The 23,822-nt window shown below is 34.5% G+C and carries 16 protein-coding genes; 3 read left to right on the top strand and 13 right to left on the bottom strand.

Translation table 11 applies throughout. The features are described from left to right. Window positions 1-61 precede the first annotated feature (61 nt). The 4 genes from PQ462_RS17800 to PQ462_RS17785 all read right to left on the bottom strand — a co-directional run bounded on the left by PQ462_RS17800 (window position 62) and on the right by PQ462_RS17785 (window position 3,469). The gene (locus PQ462_RS17800) at window positions 62-952 is read right to left on the bottom strand and encodes a helix-turn-helix domain-containing protein (protein WP_121360445.1); all 891 of its coding nucleotides are present in this window, start codon (window positions 950-952) and stop codon (window positions 62-64) included. A 333-nt stretch (window positions 953-1,285) separates the two neighbouring features. Then, on the bottom strand, window positions 1,286-1,681 hold the full coding sequence (locus PQ462_RS17795) for a DUF5367 family protein (RefSeq protein WP_274251019.1): 396 nt from the start codon (window positions 1,679-1,681) through the stop codon (window positions 1,286-1,288). A gap of 4 nt (window positions 1,682-1,685) precedes the next feature. Beyond that, window positions 1,686-2,516 (bottom strand): SDR family oxidoreductase, encoded by an 831-nt coding sequence (locus PQ462_RS17790; RefSeq protein ID WP_274251018.1) that lies wholly within the window; start codon window positions 2,514-2,516, stop codon window positions 1,686-1,688. 74 nt (window positions 2,517-2,590) lie between these two features. Continuing rightward, complete coding sequence (locus PQ462_RS17785; RefSeq protein WP_274251016.1) at window positions 2,591-3,469, bottom strand: helix-turn-helix domain-containing protein; 879 nt, start codon at window positions 3,467-3,469, stop codon at window positions 2,591-2,593. A gap of 203 nt (window positions 3,470-3,672) precedes the next feature. Between PQ462_RS17785 and PQ462_RS17780 the strand changes: the two genes are divergently transcribed. Next, window positions 3,673-4,254 carry a TetR/AcrR family transcriptional regulator gene (locus PQ462_RS17780; protein ID WP_274251015.1) on the top strand — a complete coding sequence of 194 codons (582 nt, stop codon included), beginning with the start codon at window positions 3,673-3,675 and terminating at the stop codon, window positions 4,252-4,254. A 62-nt stretch (window positions 4,255-4,316) separates the two neighbouring features. After that, the gene (locus tag PQ462_RS17775; protein ID WP_274251013.1) at window positions 4,317-5,516 is read left to right on the top strand and encodes an MFS transporter; all 1,200 of its coding nucleotides are present in this window, start codon (window positions 4,317-4,319) and stop codon (window positions 5,514-5,516) included. A 61-nt stretch (window positions 5,517-5,577) separates the two neighbouring features. On the opposite strand, the gene PQ462_RS17770 is transcribed toward PQ462_RS17775, so the two are convergent. Then, complete coding sequence (locus tag PQ462_RS17770) at window positions 5,578-7,065, bottom strand: aminotransferase-like domain-containing protein (RefSeq protein ID WP_274251012.1); 1,488 nt, start codon at window positions 7,063-7,065, stop codon at window positions 5,578-5,580. 66 nt (window positions 7,066-7,131) lie between these two features. Between PQ462_RS17770 and PQ462_RS17765 the strand changes: the two genes are divergently transcribed. After that, entirely contained in the window at window positions 7,132-8,997 is a 1,866-nt protein-coding gene (locus PQ462_RS17765) for a TonB-dependent receptor plug domain-containing protein (RefSeq protein WP_274251011.1), read from the top strand. Window positions 8,998-9,069: 72 nt separating this feature from the next. Here the strand turns inward: PQ462_RS17765 and PQ462_RS17760 are convergent, their stop codons facing one another. The 8 genes from PQ462_RS17760 to PQ462_RS17725 all read right to left on the bottom strand — a co-directional run bounded on the left by PQ462_RS17760 (window position 9,070) and on the right by PQ462_RS17725 (window position 23,681). Next, window positions 9,070-9,924 (bottom strand): penicillin-binding transpeptidase domain-containing protein, encoded by an 855-nt coding sequence (locus PQ462_RS17760; protein WP_274251010.1) that lies wholly within the window; start codon window positions 9,922-9,924, stop codon window positions 9,070-9,072. Window positions 9,925-9,969: 45 nt separating this feature from the next. Further along, window positions 9,970-11,241: an acyltransferase family protein gene (locus PQ462_RS17755; RefSeq protein WP_274251009.1), complete on the bottom strand. Its 1,272-nt coding sequence runs from the start codon at window positions 11,239-11,241 to the stop codon at window positions 9,970-9,972. A gap of 69 nt (window positions 11,242-11,310) precedes the next feature. Next, on the bottom strand, window positions 11,311-14,304 hold the full coding sequence (locus PQ462_RS17750; RefSeq protein ID WP_274251008.1) for a glycoside hydrolase family 3 N-terminal domain-containing protein: 2,994 nt from the start codon (window positions 14,302-14,304) through the stop codon (window positions 11,311-11,313). A gap of 78 nt (window positions 14,305-14,382) precedes the next feature. Then, a complete protein-coding gene (locus PQ462_RS17745; RefSeq protein WP_274251007.1) occupies window positions 14,383-15,888 on the bottom strand; it encodes a sodium:solute symporter in 1,506 nt (501 codons plus the stop codon). Window positions 15,889-16,217: 329 nt separating this feature from the next. Continuing rightward, window positions 16,218-17,045 (bottom strand): N-acetylmuramic acid 6-phosphate etherase, encoded by an 828-nt coding sequence (gene murQ, locus PQ462_RS17740; RefSeq protein WP_274251006.1) that lies wholly within the window; start codon window positions 17,043-17,045, stop codon window positions 16,218-16,220. Window positions 17,046-17,175: 130 nt separating this feature from the next. Beyond that, the gene (locus PQ462_RS17735; protein ID WP_274251005.1) at window positions 17,176-18,375 is read right to left on the bottom strand and encodes an exo-beta-N-acetylmuramidase NamZ family protein; all 1,200 of its coding nucleotides are present in this window, start codon (window positions 18,373-18,375) and stop codon (window positions 17,176-17,178) included. 260 nt (window positions 18,376-18,635) lie between these two features. Further along, window positions 18,636-20,369, bottom strand: coding sequence for a RagB/SusD family nutrient uptake outer membrane protein (locus PQ462_RS17730; protein ID WP_121360454.1), 1,734 nt, complete (start codon window positions 20,367-20,369; stop codon window positions 18,636-18,638). A gap of 24 nt (window positions 20,370-20,393) precedes the next feature. Then, window positions 20,394-23,681 carry a SusC/RagA family TonB-linked outer membrane protein gene (locus tag PQ462_RS17725; RefSeq protein WP_274251004.1) on the bottom strand — a complete coding sequence of 1,096 codons (3,288 nt, stop codon included), beginning with the start codon at window positions 23,679-23,681 and terminating at the stop codon, window positions 20,394-20,396. Window positions 23,682-23,822: the final 141 nt, after the last annotated feature.

Here is a 23,822-nt window from a genome sequence, read left to right as displayed (position 1 = left end):
GAAAAAGAAAAAAGGGAATTCTGCCAATCGAGCCGAATTCCCTTTTTTTTATCTATGTTAACTAGTATTGATTTAATACCTGCAAACGAAACTCTGATGGAGACAGATGAGTTACTTTTTTAAAAACTCTTGAAAAATGTGATAGAGAATGAAAATTCAGTTCATAAGCCACATCTGCAATTTCGCGTCCTAAATCACGAAGCAGAATTTGACTGTGCTGCACGCATATTTCATTAATCCATTGTTTAGGAGGTTTTCCGGTTGCTTTCTTGATACACTTGTTGAGATAAGTTTCAGAAATATTCAGCTGCTGGGCATAAAAAATAACATTTTTATGTTCCTTATGCTCTTGTTGCAGTTTCTCTCTAAATTTATAAGTGATATAAAGTTCTCTCGCCATAGATAATAATGGTTTATGAGAAGTCTGTCTGCTGATTTTAAGCATAATTGCCTTAAAAAAAGTCAGACATATTTCCTCCTGTACATAATCTGTATGAAGCTCAGCATCCAGAAGTTCAAAAGTCTTGACCATGCAGTTGTAAGCACTCTCCTGAAGCAGAATAACAGGATCTGAAGTAAGAAAAATTTGGTCCTGCCTGCTTAAAGAAATAGAGGATAAAATATCATTTTCATAAATCAGATAAAAACCTTTTACATCGGGAGACAATTCATGAGTTCTCGTAATACTGCCTTGTTTAATGTTTAATATTTGTCCAGGACCTATTAAGTGATTTTCTGATTCTAACTGCTGCTTTACATAACCTTCAGAAACAAATAATAAAAAATTAAAAGAGGTTCTGTAAGGAGCAACCGGTATTACAATTTGTTTAAGATACTCTTCTATTTTATACAATTGAAGCTGTGATTTATCTTGTAAAGTAACACTGTTTATACATGGCAAAAACTGTAACTTGTACTCATAAGCACTAAGAATTTGAATAGGTTTTTCCATTAATGACTATATTGTATTAATTGTATTTTTATTTAAAAAATTTCAATGTAAAACTAATGCAAAAATGAGCTCATTAAACAGCTGTCTTTATATTTTATAAGTATTTTCTCTCTTTTAAAGCCTGTAGCGAATAATTTGAACTTAATTTGACATAAATAAATCTTCTAGGGGCTGTTTTAAGTTCGTTTCAGCTTCAATTTTTAACTAAATGTTAGGAAATTTAAGGCTTTAAGAGGTGTTTTTGGGTAAATTTAAACCAAAAGAAAAAGGAAAAACGTCAGGCAGTCTTTCCTTTTTCTGATAAGTTTTGATAAATAATAATAAAAAAAGTTTTTATAAGCTGACTGATTTCTTGACTTTGCTCCCTTTTTCCCAGAGAAAGACTGAAAATGCATTTACAAAAGCCAGAATCCATAAAACGGGAGTGGTAAAAAAACTTTCAGAACTTCTTCCGTTTGGAATTTCTACAAAAGGAACTGTAATAATTATATCCAGAAATAAAGCGGTAAGCGACATTATAATGCCAAGCTGCAAACCGCTCATATTGTAATTTTTCGAATAATAAAACTTCGCAGAACCAATGGCGAAAAATACAATCCAAATTGTGACCATAAACGACTGCCAGAAAAAAGAATCTTTTACAAATAGAATTTGTTCTAAAATATAAAAAGACAAACTAACCGCAATCCAAACCAAAATACCCGAAAAAATGGCTCTGATGTATTTCATCTTTTTAATTTTCAGGATTCCAGATTCCGGTTTTGGCTGTTTCTTCCGCGTAAGCGCTAAAATCTTTCGCCTTTCTTCCCAAAACTTTTTCAATGTCTGAAGTAACGCTCGAGTTTCTTCCGTCCAAAACCTGTTCAAAAAGATAATTTACCAGCCAGATATGATCGTCAGGAATCTGATATTCTTTCAGCATCTGCGTGTATTCTTCTAAACTTAAACCCTGAAAACTAATATTTCTGCCGCTGGCATTAGCAATTTCATTTACCGCTTCTTTAAAAGTTAACAATCTTGGCCCAGTCAATTCATACGTTTTTCCGTTATGATTTTCGTCTAAAAGAGCTTCTGTAACAACATCGGCAATATCATCCGCATCTGTAAAAGGTTCAAGTGCTTCGGCTCTTGGCAAGGCAACGATTCCGTAAAGAATTGGATCTAAGAAAAAGCTTTCGCTGAAATTTTGATTAAACCAGCTCGCACGGACAATTGTCCAGTTTTTGGCATTTTTCTTTACGATTTCCTCGCAAACCTGAGCTTCTTTTTCGCCTCTGCCCGAAAGTAAAACGATTTTTTCTACTCCCGATTTTACTGCAAGTTTTGTGAAATTTTCTATAGCTTCTGCAGCAAAAGGAACAGCAAGATCCGGCTGAAAAGTTATATAAACCGTATCAATATCTTTTACAACATTTTTCCAGGTTTCAGCATTTTCCCAGTCAAACGGAATTTTTTCGTTTCGTGAACCTAAACGAATTTCAACATCTGGATTATTTTCTAATCTGGTTACAACTCTGCGTCCTGTTTTTCCATTAGATCCCAGAACTAAAATTTTCTTTTTCATATCAGTAGTTTTTTAATGATGATTACTGATACAAATTTGTTGAGATTAAAAAACAATCATTTGTCGCAAAGGAATTATGATTTGTTTGAAAAGAACTGCTGTTTTACATCGTTGGGACGCATGCCGAATTTTTTATAAAAAGCATTCGAAAAAGAGCTCAAACTTTCGTAACCCACTTCCCAAGCCGATTCCTGAACTGTTTTTCCGCTTTCGCGGAGTAGTTCATACGCCTTATTTAATCGTTCTTCCTGAACAAATTTAAAAACCGGAATCCCAAAAAGTTCCTTGAAATTCTTCTTTAATTTATTGCTGTTGAGTCCAACCATTTGTGATAACTGTGTTATAGACGGCGGTGTCGAATAATTGATAGTAACAATTTCTTTGGCCTGAAAAAGTTTGTTTTTATCTGTTTCAGACAAATCCAGTTTTTTCTCAGAAGCTAAAAGCGCATAAAAATGTGCCAGAAGTTCATTGACCTGACTTTTTAAAAACAACAAACGTGTATTTCCGGTGTAGGTTGTATTGAATATTTTTTGAACCGCCAGCTGCATTTCGAGTGTCATGTAAAACGACGGGCCTTTTACAAAATGTTCTTTTGGATTTAATAATTGCGGTAAATGATTTTCGAAGATCTCTTTTTCGGCCTGCGGTAAAGAATTGAGATTTTTTAGTTTAGTAAAAATACTGATAGACTGCAAAGGTCTGTCGGGTTCAATTTTATGTGAGAATTCGACTTTTTGATTTCCAAAAAAACAAATTGCCAGCCCTGTTGTATTTACCAGATATTTAGTCTGTTTATTGTGTTTAATTTCTAACTCAACATTTCCCGAACCATAAAAAGCAAAACCCAGCGCATCGCCGTCGATTTCACATTTTTGAACAATTGTTTTTGTGGTATTCGAATGCTCGATTAAAACAATACAATCATGTAATTCTAGAATATCTGTCGTCATAATTGAAGTTGAGGTTAGAATAAAACGTTTCAAAAGGTACTATTTATTTTCAAAATTCCCTTTCTTATATAAATAAATCGAAATTTATAAGACTTGATACGCTTTGTTATCTATTGATTTTTAAGGATTTATTGAAATAAATTAAAAAAAACTTGCAAATTTAGACCGATCGGTCTAAATTTGCACTTTCAAACTGAATGATCATGAGCAAAGCAGAACGTACGAAACAGTTTATAATTGAAAAAACGGCTCCTATTATTAATAAAAAAGGAATGGCCGGAACTTCTCTTTCTGATATTATGGAAGCTACAAAACTGGCTAAAGGAGGGATTTACGGAAATTTTGAAAACAAAGAAGAAATCTGCAAAGAATCGTTTTTGTATTTAAGATCTCAATTAGCCGGAAAACTAGACCATGCGGTTTCGCAGGGAAAAACAGCAAAAGAAAAATTATTTAATCTTCTATCAGTTTATGAGGACAAAAATAATATGACCGACGGCTGTCCGATTTTAAATTTTGGAGTAGAAGCAGACGATACAAACCCGTTTATAAAAGAGCAGGTAAAAAAAGCCATTCTTTCTGCACAAAAAAGATTTTCTGATATAGCTGTATCAGGAATCGAAAACAAAGAATTGTCTGCAGAGATCAACCCGGAAAAATTTGGCACAAATGCTTTTACAAGGATTGAAGGCGCTATTTTATGCAGAAAAGTTTTTGATAATAACGATCAGATGAAAATAGTTTTAGAAAGCATTAAAAATGATTTTGAAAGATATGTTATCTAACATATTTTTTTTGAAATATTTTAGACCGATTGGTCTATTTTGTAATAATTAATTTAATAAGAATGAGAAATTTAAAAGAGGATCATAAAGGATTCAGCACCATATTGGCTTTGGCCTTAATTCCGTTATCCGGTTTTGCAACCGATGTTTATCTGCCGTCGCTTCCGGCAATGGCAAAAGATTTAAATGTTTCGGCATCTGCTGTTCAGCTTACATTAGTATTTTTTATGTTCAGCCTCGGCGTAAGCCAGATTTTTATTGGCAGTATATTAGACAGTTTTGGTCGGTTTAAAATCAATATTGCTTCGCTTGCCGTATTTTCAATTGCCAGTTTTGTAATTGCACTTGTTCCGGATATTTATATAATATATGCCATGCGAATTATTCAGGGAATTGCCATTGCATTTATTGTAATTGCAAAACGAGCTTATTTTGTAGATTTATTTAAAGGCGAAAAATTAAAAAGTTACATTAGCCTGTTTTCTATAATCTGGGCTAGTGCGCCTATTATAGCCCCATTTTTGGGCGGTTATTTAGAGCATAGTTTTGGCTGGAAATCCAATTTTTATTTCCTTGGGTTATTATCATTTCTTATTCTGCTTTTAGAACTTCGCTACAGCGGAGAAACTATTAAAGAATTCCATCCGTTTAAATTAAAATCTATTTCAAAAACTTATTCTAATATGCTGCAATCTGCCGATTTTACGCTGGGATTTGTAATTCTGGGAATCACTTTTGCGATAGTAATAATGTTTAATTTATCGAGTCCCTTTATAATAGAACGTATTTTTGGTTTTTCGGCCATAACAACGGGTTACAGTGCTTTATTATCTGGATTATCGGTTATGATTGGCGGTATTACAGCTAAAAATATGCTTCAGAAGCCTTTGGCAAAAAAAGTTGGAACCGCCATTACAATACAGCTTATTTTGGCTTTGCTGATGATTTTTACATCTTCTTTAGAAAGTAATATTTATACTTTAGTAATCTTTACTATGGGACTAAATATCTGCGGCGGTTTTATATATAATATTGTTCTTAGTTACTGTTTAAGCCGATTTTCAAAAAATGCCGGAATTGCCAGCGGATTAACTGGCGGAGGAGCCTATATGGTAAGTGCACTTTTCAGCTATAGTTTTGTAAATTTATATACTGTAAAAAGCCAGTTTTTATTAGGATTGGCAAATATTTCCTTAATCGTAATTGTTGGAATTGTTTTTATCGTTTTTAATAAACACAGGATTAAAAATGCTGTTTCGTAATATAACATTGTAAATGTGTAAACCCGACAGGTTTTGAAACGTGTCGGGTTTATTGCGTAATTTATTTTGAAATCGCTTCTGCCGATTCACATAAAATCGAAACCGCTTTTTCCATTTCTTCTTTTTCTAAATGTCCAAATCCTAAACGTGTAGCCGTAAGGTCTTTGGTTTGGTACAAAATGGTTTTAGGCAGAAACAATCCGTTTGCAGCACATTCTTTTTGAAGCGTTATTAAATTAAATTTATCAAGCCATTCAATCCAAACGGCTAATCCTCTAAGCGGCACTTTAAATTTAATTTTAGAACTTAATTTTTCATTTAATAAGGAAACAAAATAATCCCGACGTTCTTTATATATCTTTTTATTCTTTTTTGAAAGTCTGTGCACTTCGCCTTCATTAATCCATTCAGATAAAACCTGCTCTTTAAGAACATCAATTCCGGGTTCGAGAATGTTTTGATGTTTTTCCAGTTCCAATATAAATTCAGAAGGCGCGGCCACAAATCCATAACTAAATCCCGACGGAAGCGATCTCCCAAAAGAGCCTATGTAAACTACTTTTTGGTTAGAATCAAATGCAGCTAAAGGCAGAATTGGATTATTATCGTAATGAAAATCAAAATCGTAATCGTCTTCTAAAATCACAAATCCATATTGATTCGCCAATTCCAAAACTTCCATTCGTCTTTTAGCACTTAAAGAAACCGTAGTAGGATAATGATAATTTGAAGTCAGGTACAAAATCCTGATTTCTGTTTCCTTACAAATCTCCTTTAATCGGTTCGTATCAATTCCGTCCTGATCAACGGGAATTGTAATAATCTGTGCTCCGGTATTAGTCAAAGTCATATTTGAAATATAATAACCCGGCGAAGCGACCACAACTTTATCACCCGGAGAAATAAGCGCTTTGGTAACCAGATACAAACTAATTTCATGACTGCTTGCCGTAAGCAGATTTGATGTAGAAATACGTAAACCCCGCGTAAGATTTAAGTAATTCGAAAAATGAGTTTTAAAATTTAAGTGCGACTGAATCTGAATCTGCTCGTAAGTTTTAGAAGTTTTCTGCCTTTTTAATTTTGAAACATACAATCTGGCCAAAATCTCATTTTGAACCAATCTTAAATCAGGCATTCCGTCATTAAACTGATACGGAAGAGTACTGGTTTCTGTTGGGTTTTCAAGTATTGTTGATTTTTTAAAAGTAAATCCAATATTATTTTCTGAATGTTTTTGATTGGAAGGAGCAATAAATTCATCTTTGCTTTTTTGCTTATGCTGAGACAATATAAATGTCCCTTTATTTGGCAGAGTTTCAATCCAGCCCTGTGATTCCAGATCCTGAAAAGCTTTAATTAACGTATTTCGGTTTACAGAAAGCTGTCTGCATAATATACGCGTGCCGGGAAGTTTTGTTCCTTCGGGAAGAAATCCAGTTTGTATCGCTTTTATAAATTCAAAAACGATTTGCAGATAGATTGCCGTATTTTCTTTGGGCTTAAGCTCGATGAAGCTTTTAAAAGGAATTTCAACCGGACTACTCATAATTACAAAACTGGTATACTTTATTAGTACGGCAAGATACTACTTTTGCAAAAAATTTAAACCAAAATGAAAAAAATCTATTTTGCAGTCTTTACATTAGTTTGCACAAATTTTTATGCCCAAACCAAAAGGGATTCTATAATAGAAATTGATGAAGTGATTATTAACGAAAACCGTTTAAGCACACCAATTTCTAAACAAAACAGAAACGTATACGTTATAAACAGCGAAACAATAAAAAAATTACCGGGCCGTACTTTACAGGAAGTATTGCAATATGCTAACGGAGTTGATATTAGACAAAGAGGCCCTTTTGGCGGTCAGGCCGACGTAAGTGTCGACGGCGGAAGCTTTGAACAAACAGTAGTTTTGCTAAACGGAGCCAAAATTATTGATTCGCAAACGGCTCATAATATGTTAAATCTGCCTCTTCCGGTAGAAGTTATTGAAAGAATTGAAGTTTTGCGTGGTCCGGCTGCCAGAATTTTTGGAATTAACAGTTTAACTGGAGCCATTAATATTATTACCAAAAAAACAACCGATTCAGGTTTTATGGTAAGTACTTACGCAGGTTCTAATTTTGAAAAAGATACAGAAAACACAGGCGATACTTTTTACGGAACCGGTATTCAGGCCGGAGCTGTTTTAGGAAAAGAAAAACAACAGCATTCGATTTTTGCATCGCATGATAAAAGCAACGGATACCGTTACAATACGGGTTTTGAAAACAATAAATTATTGTATCAGGGAAATGTTCAGATCAATGATTCTAACGAAATTTTAGGTTCATTTGGATATGTTAAAAACGGATTTGGTGCCAACGGATTTTACGCTGCACCGGGCGACAGAAATTCTACTGAAATAGTCCAGACTACTTTTGCCAATATTCAATCCAGACATGCTATTACAGACAGATGGAAAATTATGCCGAGAGTTACCTACAGATATAATTATGACGATTACAGGTATTTAGGAAACGGAAATTTAAATGCAGGAAGAAGCCAGCACTATACGAATTCTATTGCAGCAGAATTAAACTCGTCTATTAAAACAGAAAACGGTGAAATTGGTTTTGGTGCCGAATTTAGAAACGAAGATATTCATTCGTCTAATATTGGAGATCACGATCGCGAAAATGTTGGAATTTATGCCGAATACAGAACGTATTTGTTTGAAAAATTAAATGTGAATGTAGGAACGTATTTAAATTACAATTCAGATTATAAATGGCAGATTTATCCTGGAATTGATGCGAGTTATGAATTAACGGATGAATTTAAAATTATTGGAAACATCGGCACAAGCCAAAGAATTCCGTCTTTTACAGATTTATATTTAAACCAGCGTCCGGGAAATATTGGAAATCCTGATCTTGATTCTGAAAATGCTTTTCAAAGTGAAGTTGGGTTTAAATTCAACAGAAAGAATTTAAATCTTAATGTGAATTATTTCTACAGAGAAATCAGCAATTATATCGATTGGACCCGTATGACTACAGCGGTGCCGTGGCAGAGTCAAAACTACGGCGATTTGATTACAAACGGAATCAATATGCGCGGCAGTTACAGAATTGATTTTTCTGCAGATTCTAAATTAAATTTCACTTTAGGTTATTCGTATTTAGATTCGAAATTTAAAGACACTCGTTCTGAACCATTTTCTAAATATTTGATTTCTTCTTTAAAACATCAAATTACAAACACAATTGATTTCCAGCATAAAGATTTTTCAATTTTGTTTGCCACTCGTTTTAATGAAAGAGTTACAGGAGCTTCTTACTGGATTAATGATTTTAGAGTAAGTCAGTCAGTTAAAAAGTTTACATTTTTCGTAGATGCTCAAAATATTTTTAATACAACTTATTTTGAAGTTGGAGCTTTTCCGTTGCCGTCAAGATGGTTTAGCGCAGGTGTAAAATTTGTGAGTTTTTAAATTATAAAGGTTAGTTATATAAAAAGGGAAGACGTTTAATGTCTTCCCTTTTTTGTTTACCATAAACAAATTTTAATTTACAATATCTAAATCCCTAAAAATAAATTTTGTGATTTCTTTTCTGCAATTCCCAAAATCAGATCGATTCATTTTTCTGTCTTGTAAAAGACGTGTGGCAAAAAAGTAAACTCCATTTTTATTTTCGATATAACCAACCCACCAGCCGGTATTGATTTCGTTTTCTCTCGTCCAGCCAGTTTTTGAGCGAATTGTATAGCCGCTGTTTTGCTCAGAAATCATAACTCTTTTTACGATTTCGATGTTTCGTTTAGAAAACGGAAGTTTTTCTTCGTATAGTTTTTTTAGAAACTCAACCTGATTAACAGGAGAAATTCCGAAAGCGCCGAAATTCCAAAAATCGGCATCAGTCTGCGAGAGATCCTGATTTCCATAATGGGAGAGTTTGAGGTATTTTTGATAATTCTGTTTTCCAATTTTCTTGGCCAATTCAATAAAAGCCCAGCCTGCCGAAACTTCAAAAGCTTCTTTTACAGAGATATCATGATAAATATCCGGGCGATAATCGTATTTAATCGTGTCAATACTTCCGGGCCATTTTACAATCTCATTTTCACTAGAAATAGTTTTGGTTTCTAAGGCAATAAGCAAATTAATGATTTTAAAAGTTGATGCCGGAAGTGTTTCTTTTCTAGTATTAATAGTATCAGATAAAATCCATTTATGGTTGTTATTATCATAAATGACAGATGCGCCTTCGACATTGCAATTGTTAAAATATTTTTTAAACTCTGGATGTATTTCAACAGAATCAATATTTGATAATGAATTGACTTTCTTATTGTTTGATGAACAAGAAAAGAGAAATACTATAAACAGGAATCCGAAAAAATGTTTCAATTTTACCATAATCTTTGTTGTGAGAAGAAACGAAATATTCTCGGCTTGAAAACCTTAAACCTTAAAAATCATTTTCTTTTTATAGAAAATCCAAAGTATTACCGACCAGAAAACAGCGTATGAAAGCGCATAAGCTAATGATGCATTTAATGGATTTTCAAAACAAGGCGCAATTCCATGTTTGTAAATTAAAGTTAATACACTGATTTCTTCTCCGCCTGTTTCCGGATTTTGAACTTGAATAGAACCAAGAACCCTCGGTATTATTCCCGAAAAGAAAAACACAATCATAGGATTTACTCCCCAGATTAAAAACAGTTTAGCCCATTTTTTATAACCCTGAATGTCGATTATATAATACAATAAACTTAAACACAAAGTTGCGATTCCGGCAGTGTACAATACATAAGAACTAGTCCAAAGTGATTTGTTGATTGGAAAAATGATATTCCAAAGCAAACCTCCAATTAACAAAATAACTCCTGTAACTGCTGTCTTTTTTAGAATTTCAGTCCTGTTTGTCTGTAGGTTCAATAACTGGCCAATATACATTCCAAGAATTCCAGTGCCAATAGCAGGCAGTGTACTTAAAATTCCTTCCGGATCCCAGGTTTTAGAAACGCTCCATAAATGTCCGTTTAAAACCAAGTTATCCAGCCACGCTGCAAGATTAGTTCCTTTATCAAAATTAGCCGGACCAAATCCCGGAACGGGAACAAAAGCCATTAAAAGATAATAAATAACTAAAATTGACGCCACAACCCCAAGCTGTGTTTTTAAATTTGTTTTTAGATATAGAATAGAAGCAAAGAAATAGACAATTGCAATTCGCTGTAAAACGCCCGGTATTCTGGTATCTTCAAAATGTTCAAGACCACTAAACGCTAAAGAAAGCAGTATAATAAAAATTCCAACTGCAAGAATGGTTTTAACTTTTATCGAAAAGTTTCCTAAAAGGGCATAAGCGACTGCAAATGCAATAACCAGTCTTACTCCTAATAACGGAATTCCTTCGAGACCAAATAAATGGATTCTGCTGAAAACGCTCAAGAACAATCCTAAACAGAAAATTCGCAGTGAACGAACCAAAATTTTATTAAAAACCGCTCCATCAAAATATTTTACCGGCATTGCAAATGGTATTGCAGTTCCCATTATAAAAACAAAAAAAGGAAATACTAAATCAGTTGGTGTACAGCCGTGCCATTCGGCGTGTTCTAACGGCGGATATATTGAAGACCAGCTTCCGGGATTATTTACTATCGTCATCAATAAAATAGTAAATCCTCTAAATACATCCAGCGAGGTTAAACGTTCTTTTGTCATTGGGTTAATATTTTAGATGTTAGATTTTTTGAAGAAGACAGAATAAAGAAGCAAGACTTTTGGCTTGAATTATTTTATTATTGCTTCCTGTATTATTTTTTGAATTTCTTCTCTGATTTTTCCTTTGGCTAATTTATTTTCATCATTAACTACTTCTGGATAGGTTCTGTTGGATAGAAATACATACACAATTTCAGTTTCGGGGTCAACCCAAGCCATGTTTCCGGTAAATCCGGTGTGACCAAAACTAGATTCTGAAACACAGCCGCAGGTTGGTCCGTCTTTACCAATTCTTTTATCAAAACCCAAACCTCTTAAAACGCCTTTGTCTTTGTAATAGCAGGTATTAAAAGCATCGAAAGTCTGCGGTGAAAAATACTGAATACCGCCATAATTTCCTTTTTGTAAAAACAGCTGCATCATTTTAGCAACGTCCATCGCATTAGAAAAAATTCCGGCGTGGCCTGCAACACCGCCTTCCATTGCTGCTGCCATATCATGAACATAACCCTGAATAGTCTGATGTCTAAAATAATTATCGATTTCAGTAGGAGCAATGCTGTTTTTTTCGAATTTATCCAGCGGATTGTAAAGCGTATAATTCATTCCCAGCGTGCTGTAGAAATTCTCTTTGCTTAAATCTTCCAGTTTTTTATGTGTTTTTCTTTCTAAATATTCTTTTAGAATGATGAAAGTAAAATCACTGTATTTGTATTCAATTTTAGGAGATACAGGACTATCGGCAATAATTTTCATAATCGTGTCGTGATAGTCATTTCGAATATAAAGATTGTCCGCTGCTTTTGTTGTAAAGCCATTTTCGGCTGTTTTTCGATAGTATTTTTCAGAAGGATTAGTATTGCTGTCTAATGTTGCTTTGTAAAACGGAATCCATGCCTGAAGTCCTGCGTAATGGTTTAACAGGTCTTTAAAAATGATGTTTTCTTTGTTTGTTTTAGCAAAAAAAGGCACCATATCTTTCAACTTCGTATCGAGCGTCACTTTGTTTTTATCATACAGCTGCATCACATTTGGCAGTGTCGAAATCATTTTTGAGATTGAAGCCACATCATACAAATCAGTATTGGTCACTTTTCTTCCGTTATCGTAGGTTTGAGATCCGTATGATTTCTGGAAAATCACATTTCCTTTTCTCGCAACCAAAACCTGCATTCCCGGTGCCATTTTTCCGTCGATTGCTTTTTGCGCGACAGCATCAATTTTTGAAAGAATGGCAGGATTCATATTGACATTTTCAGGAGCTGTAAAAGCCAGACGATTTAGTTTTTCAGTTGTCAATCCATCATTTACCTTGAAAGAATTATTAATCGAAACCGGCAGTTTTCCTTTGGCATCTATTGCTCCAAAAAGTAATTCGGCAGAAACTACCTGACTTATATCTGAATTTTGGTAAGAAACCACTAAACCTTCAATATCATCAAAATCAGTAATTGACAATAATGAATATGGTTTTGCAAAAACATCCAGAATTACTTTGTTGTGTTTGGCTATTTCTTTCAGCCAAAGCATTTCAGTTAATGTAAATTCTTGTTTTTCCCAAGGTTTGTTTACTTTATGAAAACTGATGATAACCTTGTCAAACTTTTTCAATTCCTTATTCAGACTGTCAAGATTGGTATCTTTGACCTCTGTGATTTCTGTATATTTTTTTAAGGTAGAAATAAAAGTGCTGTTTGTATCGTCGCCTAATTTTATATAGGCAATTTTTTGATCCAGTTCCTTTATAGGAAGTATTTCCTTTTCATTTTTTAAAACAGTAACGGCATTTTCATACAATTGATAATGCAGTGCATCATTTTGCGGCGGATTAAGATCATTGTAAATGTTTGCCATATCAATAGGCTTGTAATGATTTAGTCCGGCTTTGTATTTATAATGCAGAATTTTTTTAACAGAATGTGCTAAACGTTCTTCGGTTATAATATTATTGTTATAAGCTTCTTCTAATTTTTGAACTGCAACCGGAACATTTTCAGGACACAATAAAATGTCATTTCCAGCCAAAAGCACCGCAATTTCTAAATCGCCGGGACCTTTAAAATTTGCTGCTCCTTTCATGGCTAAACCATCGGTAAAAATTAAACCATCGAAACCTAATTCTTTTTGAAGCAGATTGGTAACGACATTATAAGAAGCCGAAGATGGCAGATTTGGAATTGGTTCTAAACTTGGAATATTAAGGTGTGCCACCATTACAGAAACCAAACCTTCATCAAACATTCGTTTGTATGGATATAATTCGACTAAATCAAGACGTTCTTTAGAAAAATTAACGGTTGGTAAAGCATGATGAGAATCTGTTGCTGTATCGCCGTGTCCGGGAAAATGTTTTCCGGTGCAGAAAACGCCGTTCCCTTGTATTCCGTTCATTAACGCAATGGCTTTTTCACTTACATTTACTTTGTCTTCGCCAAAAGAACGGTTTCCGATAATAGGGTTTTTAGGATTGGTATTGATGTCTAAAACGGGAGCGAAATTGAAGTGAACGCCAATTCGCTTGTTTTCATTGGCCATATTTCGGCCCACTTTTTCAATTAATTTTAAATCCTGAATTGCACCCAAAGTCATATTCCACGGATAGCGGTATGTAGAATCTAAACGCATGGCTAATCCCCATTCGGCATCGATTCCTACGAACAAAGGTACTTTTGCTTTTGACTGATATAAATTGGTCAATTTTGCCTGACGAACCGGACCGCCCTGAAAAAAGATAACGCTTCCTACTTTGTATTCTTCAATTAACTTTGAAACTTGATTGACATGAACGGAATCTTTATTTGAATAAGCCGAAACCATAAATAATTGGCCTACTTTTTCGCGAAGCGGCATTTTGCTGTAAATGCTGTCAACCCATGCCGTTTCTTTATCAGAATCTTTGAAAAAGGTTTTTTTCTCTGATTTATCTTCTTTGTAAACAATGGTATCTTTTAACGGAATGTCTTTTTTTGAATCTGTAACTGCGTTGTTTTTTTTGACAGCACAATTGGTGATTAAAAATAAAAATGAAGCACAAAGGCTGATCTTTATGATGTAATCTTTCATATTATTTTGTTTTGAATCAATTGAAGTTTTGTTTTAAACGTCAATTGGCTGGGTAAATTATTTACGTTTTTAAACCGATTAAAAACTTATTTTTTCATGGCTTCGAGAACTTGTAATATATAACCCTAAATAGGTAATTAATCCGTTCAGTACGATTAATTCATTGTCGAAAACATATCCTGAAAATAACAGTTTCGAGTTTTCATTTATTAAATAGGTTAGAAAAGGAGCCAAGAGACAAATAAACGGTACTAACTTATCGTTTACATGTCTTGATTTTTGGAACAATCCAAAAGCATATAATCCTAATAATGGTCCGTAAGTATAAGAAGCAACTTTGAAAATCATTCCCACAACAGAACTGTCGTTGATGGTATTGAAAATAATAATGACAAAGAAAATTAATACTGAAAAGCTGATGTGTACCAAATGTCTGGTTCTAACGGTATTTTTTTTGGTATTTTCACTTTTATCCATTCCTAAAAAGTCAACACAAAAAGAAGTTGTTAAAGCTGTTAATGCCGAATCTGTTGTAGCAAAAGTCGCCGCGATAATTCCCAGTAAAAATACAATGGCAGGAACTACAGCTAAATGATTTAAGGCAATTTCAGGAAAAAGTAAATCGGTTCTGGGTTTTCCTGTAACCAAATCAGTTGGAATAGCGATTCCGTTTTTATTAGCGTAAATATATAATAGAGCACCAACACTTAAAAAGAAAATATTAATAACTACAAAGATTCCTGTAAAAGTGAACATGTTTTTTTGTGCTTCGCCAATGTTTTTACAGCTCAGGTTTTTTTGCATTAAATCCTGATCCAGACCTGTCATGGCGATGGTTACGAACATTCCGCCTAAAATTTGTTTTACAAAATGGAATTTGCTTCCGAAGAAATCATCAAAGAAAAATATTTTAGAATAGTTGCTGTTTTTTACTTCTTCGAATGCACTGACAGCACTTAAGTCCATACGGTCGCAGATGAAATAAATAGTAAGGAAAACCGATGTTACAAGAAAAAACGTTTGTAAAGTATCAGTAATAATAATCGTTTTTAATCCGCCTCTGTACGTATAAGAAAAAATAAGAAGTAAAGAGATTAATACTGTCAGGGCAAATGGAATATGAAAATAATCGAATACAAAACGCTGCAATACAATTACAACAAGATAAAGCCTGAATGCTGAACTTATGGTTCTGCTGATTAAGAAAATAGAAGCAGCAGTTTTGTAACTGTAAAGCCCCATTCTTTGTTCAATATAACCATAAATTGAAGTCAGGTTCATTCGGTAATACAACGGCAGCAATAGTTTTGTAATTACAATAAAACCAAGAGCATTTCCTAAAACGAACTGAAAATATTTAAATTGTTCACCGCTTGGTGCGCCAACTTCTCCGGGAACGGATATAAAGGTTACTCCGGAAAGAGCAGTTCCAATCATTCCAAAAGCAACTAAATACCATTTGGAGTTTTTATTGGCTGTAAAAAAAGCATCATTTCCGCTGTCTTTTCTGCTCACCCTGTGTGAGATATAGAATAAGGTTCCGAAATAAACGATGATAAGGAGAAGAATGGTAGTTGGTGTCATTTTGTAGTTTTGGTGGTTTTGGTTTTTTATAATTTATTCAAATAACGGATTTTAATTTGACCTGACAGATTGTTAATCCGTCAGGTCGCCGTTAAAAACTCAAAAAATGAAAATTCAGTTTTTGATTTGTATAAATCTATAAAAACGTATTGGATTAATTCATAAAAAAAATATTTAACACATAGGAACATAGGTTTTATATGTGTAAAGAATTTAAAAAGAAACATGTTTCTAACTCATAGCTGTCTCTGTGTGTTTAAATAAGTGAAAACGCCTTTTTTATAGTGTTAGATCTATGTTTCTATGTGTTTAATTAAATACTGCAGTTTTTAGATTTCCTGATTTTTGTTTTGAGCTAATAAAACAGCTCGTACGCTTTTGTGTTTGTGCAGTAATTCTTCGGCTAAGTCATACTCAATGTTTAGTTCTTCCATAATCATTTTAATGCCTCGCTTTACCAGTTTTTCGTTAGACAGCTGCATATCGACCATTTTGTTGCCTTTTACTTTTCCCAGTTTTATCATTACCGAAGTAGAAATCATGTTTAAAGTCAGTTTTTGAGCCGTTCCAGCTTTCATTCTCGTACTTCCGGTTAAGAATTCAGGTCCTACAATTAATTCAATTGGATAATCAGCTTCCTGAGCAATAAGTCCGTTGCTGATGCAGGAAATACTCCCTGTTTTAATATTGTGTTCTTTCGCTTTTTTTAAAGCTCCCAAAACATACGGTGTGTTTCCAGAAGCTGCAATTCCGATAATCATATCCAGACTTGAAATTTCAAACTTGGCTAAATCCTTCCATGCCTGTTCTGTATCATCTTCAGCATTTTCAACTGCTTTGCGAATGGCAGTGTCACCTCCGGCAATAATTCCGATTATCATATCATGCGGTACGCCAAAAGTAGGCGGACATTCTGATGCATCTAAAATTCCAATACGTCCCGAAGTTCCAGCTCCAATATAAAATAATCGGCCTCCAAGCTGCATTTTTTTTACGATTGCTTTAACCAATTTTTCAATTTTCGGAATCTGTTCTTCAATAATATGGGGTACTTTTTTGTCTTCTGTGTTGATGTTAGTAAGAAGTTCTTTCACGCTCATTTGATCCAAGTCTTTGTAGAAAGATTCTTGTTCAGTTTCAGGATTTTTATTTTTCATTTTTCTTTTCTTTTTTGATTTTGAAACAGCAGATTTTGATATTTATGATTTCGATATTTTGTATGAGGTTCCTCTACTTTTGTGTAAAGTAGTCGGTTTGTAATGATTTGGGGAGATTTAAAAGCTGTGCTTAATAGAGCAGATAAGGTTTTCTCATGATTAGAAAAGCTTCCAGGTCTTTTTTCCAGCCTGCACGAATGTCTTTTTCTGAAACTCCCGATTCAATTTGCTGCTGCAGTTTTTTGGTTCCGGCAAGTTTGGTAAAAAAAGCATTAAAAAATTTCGTTTTATCGCTGGTGTTTTGATAGGCTTTGATGAGCCATTTTAATTCTAATTGGGTTAGTTTAGGATAAGAAGTTAAATCTTCGCCAAAACATTCTTTTCCGTTATAAAGCGGATCTTTAGCACCAAAATTTGGTTTTGGCGTAAAACTGAAATTGGTTTTTGTTAAGTAAGGCGAACCGTAAATTTGAAATTGTTTTTCAGTGCCGCGTCCCATGCTCACGTTTGTTCCTTCAAAAAGACATAAACTTGCATACAAGTTAATAGATTGATCGTTTGGAAGGTTTGGAGATGGTTTTATCAATAAACTATAAGGCATTGTTCGTTTATAATTTACACATGGAATTACTGTCAGTTTGCATTGCGCGTCATTTTTCAGCCATTTTTGTCCGTTTACCATCTGCGCATATTCACCAATCGTCATTCCGTGAAGAAGCGGAATAGGGTGCATGCCTACAAAACTTGTAAATTCTTTTTCTAAAAGCGGACCGTCAACAATACTTCCGTTTGGATTTGGGCGATCCAGAATTATAAGCGGTACATTGTTTTCTGCACAGGCTTCCATTACATAATGCAAAGAAGAAATATAAGTGTAAAAACGAGCGCCGACATCCTGTAAATCGAAAATCATAATATCGATTCCGGCTAACTGTTCAGGTTTTGGTTTTTTATTATCTCCATAAAGAGAAATGATAGATAATCCGGTTTTAGGATCTTTTCCGTCAACAATATGTTCGCCTGCATCGGCAGTTCCTCTAAATCCGTGTTCAGGAGCAAAAATGGTTTGTACTGCAATTTTTTTCTCTAATAAAAAATCGACCAAATGGGTTTTGTCAGACAAAATACCAGTTTGATTGGTTACAATTCCTATTTTTTCATTCTTTAAAAGTGGTAAATATTTCTCATAATTATCGGCTCCGGTTTTTATTGCGGGCGGATTTGTTTCTGATGTGTTATTTTTTGCAACTGCTGAAAACGAATTAGAATAAGAAGATGTAAATATGAAAGAAGTTACAATAAGAACACTTTTTGCTATGAATTTTATCATTTTTATTACAGTTATAGTTAAGACAAAAATTGACTAAATAAAATTAGATTATTATTTGATTGCTTTTGATGTTTTTTGATTGTTGTCGTGTGGTTTGTAGAAAATAAATATCTGACTGATTTTGGTCAGATTATAATTTATTAGTTGGTTTTGTCTCAACTGGTGTTGAAAAAAGATTTTTAAATACTGCCTCCGGTAAGTTTAATTTCCGGAGGCAGTTTTAATATTGGGAGGGGCAAAATGTTATTATGAATTTCGAATTACCAGCCTGGGTTTTGTTTTAACTCTACACCCTGAGCTTTGTATAAGTCGATATCGTTTGTAGGTATATTCATTAAATAATGCTTTGGTTCAAAAGTTCTGGTGCTGACAGGATAAATTTTTACGTATCCGTTTGCATCTACCACAGTTTGTGATCCAACAGGAGTTCCAATTCTTGCTCCTAAGTTTACATCAGGGTTTTTATTAGTATCTAAATAATCACCTTTTTTCCAACGGTAAATATCAGCTTGTCTTAAAGTTGTCCAGCTCATAAATTCGATTTGACGCTCACGACGAACTTCCCAGATTAATGGATTTACTACTCCGGTTAACTGCTCTAAAGAAGAAGTTCTTCTTGGGTCGTTAATTTGCACACCACCAGCAGAAGCATTTACTCCGTCTGTAGTTAAAGGAGCAATTCCGGCACGAGTACGTACTTTATTGATAGATAAATCAAGATCTGAGTTTGTAGCAGTTCCTAATTCGGCACAAGCCTCAGCATAATTTAAATATACTTCACTTAAGGTAAATAATGGCGCATCAGTATAGTTACGTCCTCCTGTTGTAACATCAGGACCAGTTGTAGCCGGATTGTTGTACAATTCGAATACATAACCAGACATTGAAACTAAAGCTGTTGTACCAAAAGGTTTTCCTTTGTAACCATAATTAGCAGGATTTACAGTTTTACCAAAACGCGGATCTCTGTTAGCAAATGTTTTTGCAGCAGTATCATCTCCTGTAAACTGGCTGTTTCCAGTCTGCTGAATTGGCAATCCATTTGTTGTTACATAGCTGTCTGCAGCCCATTTTGTTAAACCGTACTGAATAGTTGAGGTATTTGTATAGTTTTGAAGAGAGTGCATTAATACGTTTGTTAAGTAACGCTTAGCCAATATAACTTCTGTATTTCCAAGTAATTCAACTGAGTTATAAAGTCCTTTCCAGTCAGCATTTAATTTATATGAAGGATTGTTCATGATCGCTAACGAAGCTGTTTTTGCCTTGTTAAGATAAACACTTCCATCTTGTCCTAAATGGTATTTTCTATATGTTCCTTCATACAGGCAGGCATTGCTTAAAGCAGCATAAGCAGTGTATTTGTTAACAGTAACGTTTTTATCATCTGCTGCAAGCATTAAGTCTGCCGCTTCTTGTAATTCAGCAATTACTTTATCCATAATTTCTGCTCTTGGTTTTGCGGGAGCATATACTTCTGCGTCTGCCTGAGCTAAAAATTTATCTGTGTAAGGAACATCACCAAATTTTTGCACTAAACGGAAATAGGTGTAAGCTCTAAAGAATTTAGCAACTCCAATATAGTGGTTCTTTTTTTCCTGAGCCATTGGCACCGTAGGGATTTTATCCAGCATCAAGTTACAACGGCGGATAAGCGTGTAGTACTCGTTCCATGAATAAACATTGGTAGTGGCAGCTGTAACCGGCATTTGATAGAATGTAAAGGCAGACAAGTTATCATCTACTCTGTAATCACTTCCATGATAATAGAAAAAAGAAAGCCCGATTGTTGTTCCGTTACCATAACCGTAAAAAGTATCATAGTTTACCCACGAAAATGTTTTTACGTTGTCTTCTGACTGCCAAAAGTTATCGTTTGTAAATTTATCTGCAGGATCATCTGTAAGATAATCTGAACAGCTTACTGCGGTCATTGATGTTGCAGCAACAGCAAATAGAAGCAGAAATCTTGATTTTATATTTGATTTTTTCATTGTAAAAGTTTTGTATTGTTAGGATTAGAAAGAAAGCTCAACACCAAAAGATACTGTTTTGGTATAAGGATAAGCTCTTCCCCAGAAAACTTCTGTTTCATCAATTTCAGGGTCAACAGGAAGACGTTTGTCAGCCCAAGTCACTAAATTTTCACCCGAAGCATAAATTCTCACTTTCTCTAAACGTGCTCTTTGTACAAGTTCTTTTGGAAGTGAATATCCAAGAGTAACATTTTTTAGACGCAAATAAGACATGTTTAATAAATATCTTGTTGAAGTAACAAAGTTGTTTGAACCCGCAGTACCTGAGCCAAGTGTATTGGCTTCGTTTCCATAATATGGATTTGGCCAGTAAGCATCAGTGTTTTCTGGCGTCCAGTAATCAGCCTGGTTTGCATACATTTGCTGTGGTGCACGGAAGAAAGGCAGTACAGCATCTGAAGCCGCCCAGTAATCACGTTTTCCAACTCCCTGGAAGAAACCAGAAACATCAAATCCGCGGTATTTTCCACCTAAAGTAATACCGTATTTGTAACGCGGCGTTGTATTACCAATTTTTTTCAAATCTCCGTGATCGTCTGCAGTTCCTGCACCACGGCTTATAACTCCGTCGCCGTCAAGATCTAAATAATGAACATCTCCTGCTCCGTATTTAAAGTTACCCACCATTGTTTTAGAGTAATCAACACCATTTACCGTTTTGCCATTATTCGTGATTACGTCATCAGCCTGAAGAAGTCTGTCGCTGGTTAAACCCCAGATTTGTCCAATTTCGTAACCATCATAATATGGATATGTAGTTGGTGTAACTAAACCTAATAGTTTAGAAGTATTGTTCCATTTAGTGATTACAGATTTGTAATCAGATAAAGCTACATCAACAAATACCGAAGCTGTTTCGCTTAATTGTTTGTTGAAGTTTAGAGACAATTCCCAGCCTCTGGTTCTCATGTTTCCAGAATTAGTTTGAGCAGCACTTTGGCCAAATGAACCCGGAAGTGTTATACCAGGAGCAAGCATTCCTTTTGTATCACGCTGGTACCAGTCAAAAGAAGCGCCTAACATGTCAAATATTTTAATATCGATACCTACATCTTTAGTATATACTTTTTCCCAAGTTAAAGCAGGGTCAACGTTTGTTGGCAATCCTGTAGAAGGAGGAAGTGTAGAACCGCTGTTTACCCATGAAGGATTAGTTGAATTTAATATAGATAAGAACGCATTGTTTCCTACGTTTTGGTTTCCAATTGATCCAATAGAAGCACGAAGTTTAAGGTCGTTTAACCAGCTGCGTGTACCTTCCATGAATTTTTCATTCACAATTTTATATCCTACAGAAGCAGAAGGGAAGAATCCCCATTGTTCGTTAGTAGGGAATTTTGAAGAACCATCGTAACGGGCATTTAATTCTAATAAATAAATTCCGTTGTAATCATAATTTAAACGAGCAAAGAAACCTGCGATTGAATACGTTGTTTCTGCTGGATTAAGAGAGGTATTTGCAGAACCAGAAACAAATTGTTCTCCTACCGCAAGATTAAATTCTGGTTTTGTTTTGTCTAAAAGTGTATTTCTTCTTGCATAATTACGAGAGAAATCCTGCCACTCTGAGTTAAAACCTCCTAAAACTTTAAAATTGTGACCGCCTAATTGTTTTTTGTAGTTACCATAAATGTTTACCACATTTGTAGTTGACTCAGATTTTGACTGTGCTACATAATCATTTCCTGCTTCAAGAGTTGCAGGTGTAGCAGTCTGAATTGTAGTTGCATCATAAGGCATAGCAGACCAGCTGTCCCAAGCCAGGAATTTACCGCCATTTTGCTTTCTGTTATAGAATTCAGTTACATTACTTACTTCGGCTATAACATTAAAATCTTTGGTAATATCTGCTGTTAATTTAGCACTCAGCCTGTTATTACGTTTGATGTTTTCGTTTCTTGATGCATTAGAAATATATCCTCCCGCAGTACGGAAATTATATCCTCTATACGTTCCAAAGTTTGGAAAATACTGTCCCCAGCGAAGTGCATAACCAAAATAACCTCCATAACTGGTATCATCTGTACCAGAACCGCCATAGTAGTTAAACGGCTGATCGTAAGTACTGTTAATTGTCATTACTTTGAAGTCTCCAGTTAACCAGTCGGCTAATTTAGTAGTGAAACCTAAGTTAATATTGGTTCTTTGTCTTTGTTCCTGATTTACTCTTAACATACCCTCTTGGTTAGTAAGGGCAATAGAAGCGAAGAAAGAACTTTTTTCTCCTAAATTACCTTGTGCAGATAAGTTATGTGTTGTTTGCAGAGCATTGCTTGCATATAATTCTTTATTAGCATCCCAAACTCTGTAGAAATAAGGCGTACCATTTTTAATTTCCCAGTCTTCACCATAAACCATTTCATGACTAGTACGATTATTTGCATATTTTTCTTTCCAGTTTTTAATTCCGGCTAATAAAGTATTGTAGTTTGCACCAAAAATTTCCGGTACAGCACCATCAGTACGAGTACCTGCAGCGATTAATCCCGGAATTTCTTCTGTTGGATCTAAGAATTTTAAAGTAGAAATTGGATTAGTAAAAGCAGTATTAGCAGAATAAGAAAATCTCACTTTGCCTTCACCTGTTTTACCTCCTTTAGTCGTAATAAGAACCACACCAAAAGCAGCACGAGCTCCATAAATAGAAGCCGAAGCAGCATCTTTAAGTACAGACATTGTGGCAATGTCATTTGGATTAATAAGTGATAAATCTGTCGGTACTCCGTCAACCAATATTAAAGGAGCATCAGAACCATTAATAGTACCGGCACCACGAATATTAATGTTGGCTGTACGGTTAATATTTCCAGAGTTAAAACTAACATTTACACCCGGTGTTGTTCCTTGCAGAGCTTTGCTTACATCTGTAAGCGGTCTGCTTCCAATTGTTTTGGCTACATCGATTGAAGCAACAGCTCCGGTTAAATTTGTTTTCTTTTGAGAAGCAAATCCGACGACTACAACTTCGTCTAATTTTGAAGTACTTTCAGAAAGAGCAACATTAATTTTTTGTTGTCCTTCTACTTTAACTACAGAGGTTTCAAAACCCATATAGCTAAAAACAAGGCTGCGTCCTGGCGCGACGCTGATACTGTAGTTTCCATCAAAATCGGTGGTTGTGCCATTTGATGTTCCCTGAATCAGTACAGTAACTCCGGGAATTGGAATTCCGTCTGCTTTGCCTTTTACATTTCCAGTAATTGTTTTTGTCTGCCCAAATGTTGTTTGAATGAACAAAACCAACAATGAAATAAGAAATAATTTTTTCATGATTATTTGGTTTTTTTAATGGTTGTTGAGCAAATATATTTATTTATTGCATACAAATGCAGTTTTTTACAAAATATTTCAAAAATTAACTTAAATAACGCAAAATAACGCAGATTTTATATGTTAATTTTTTCTGCTTTC

Origin of the sequence: Flavobacterium sp. KACC 22758, assembly GCF_028736135.1 — a bacterium.
Lineage (GTDB): Bacteria > Bacteroidota > Bacteroidia > Flavobacteriales > Flavobacteriaceae > Flavobacterium > Flavobacterium johnsoniae.
Note: the sequence above shows the minus strand (reverse complement) of the source record. Positions and strands in the feature narration are given on the sequence as shown.

Coding starts and splice junctions, on each gene's coding strand:
- PQ462_RS17750 (WP_274251008.1), bottom strand. CDS start 14,304: ATGAAAGATTACATCATAAAGATCAGCCTTTGTGCTTCATTTTTATTT.
- PQ462_RS17790 (WP_274251018.1), bottom strand. CDS start 2,516: ATGAAAAAGAAAATTTTAGTTCTGGGATCTAATGGAAAAACAGGACGC.
- PQ462_RS17800 (WP_121360445.1), bottom strand. CDS start 952: ATGGAAAAACCTATTCAAATTCTTAGTGCTTATGAGTACAAGTTACAG.
- PQ462_RS17785 (WP_274251016.1), bottom strand. CDS start 3,469: ATGACGACAGATATTCTAGAATTACATGATTGTATTGTTTTAATCGAG.
- PQ462_RS17745 (WP_274251007.1), bottom strand. CDS start 15,888: ATGACACCAACTACCATTCTTCTCCTTATCATCGTTTATTTCGGAACC.
- PQ462_RS17795 (WP_274251019.1), bottom strand. CDS start 1,681: ATGAAATACATCAGAGCCATTTTTTCGGGTATTTTGGTTTGGATTGCG.
- PQ462_RS17730 (WP_121360454.1), bottom strand. CDS start 20,369: ATGAAAAAATCAAATATAAAATCAAGATTTCTGCTTCTATTTGCTGTT.
- PQ462_RS17755 (WP_274251009.1), bottom strand. CDS start 11,241: ATGACAAAAGAACGTTTAACCTCGCTGGATGTATTTAGAGGATTTACT.
- PQ462_RS17775 (WP_274251013.1), top strand. CDS start 4,317: ATGAGAAATTTAAAAGAGGATCATAAAGGATTCAGCACCATATTGGCT.
- PQ462_RS17760 (WP_274251010.1), bottom strand. CDS start 9,924: ATGGTAAAATTGAAACATTTTTTCGGATTCCTGTTTATAGTATTTCTC.
- murQ (WP_274251006.1), bottom strand. CDS start 17,045: ATGAAAAATAAAAATCCTGAAACTGAACAAGAATCTTTCTACAAAGAC.
- PQ462_RS17735 (WP_274251005.1), bottom strand. CDS start 18,375: ATGATAAAATTCATAGCAAAAAGTGTTCTTATTGTAACTTCTTTCATA.
- PQ462_RS17725 (WP_274251004.1), bottom strand. CDS start 23,681: ATGAAAAAATTATTTCTTATTTCATTGTTGGTTTTGTTCATTCAAACA.
- PQ462_RS17780 (WP_274251015.1), top strand. CDS start 3,673: ATGAGCAAAGCAGAACGTACGAAACAGTTTATAATTGAAAAAACGGCT.
- PQ462_RS17770 (WP_274251012.1), bottom strand. CDS start 7,065: ATGAGTAGTCCGGTTGAAATTCCTTTTAAAAGCTTCATCGAGCTTAAG.
- PQ462_RS17765 (WP_274251011.1), top strand. CDS start 7,132: ATGAAAAAAATCTATTTTGCAGTCTTTACATTAGTTTGCACAAATTTT.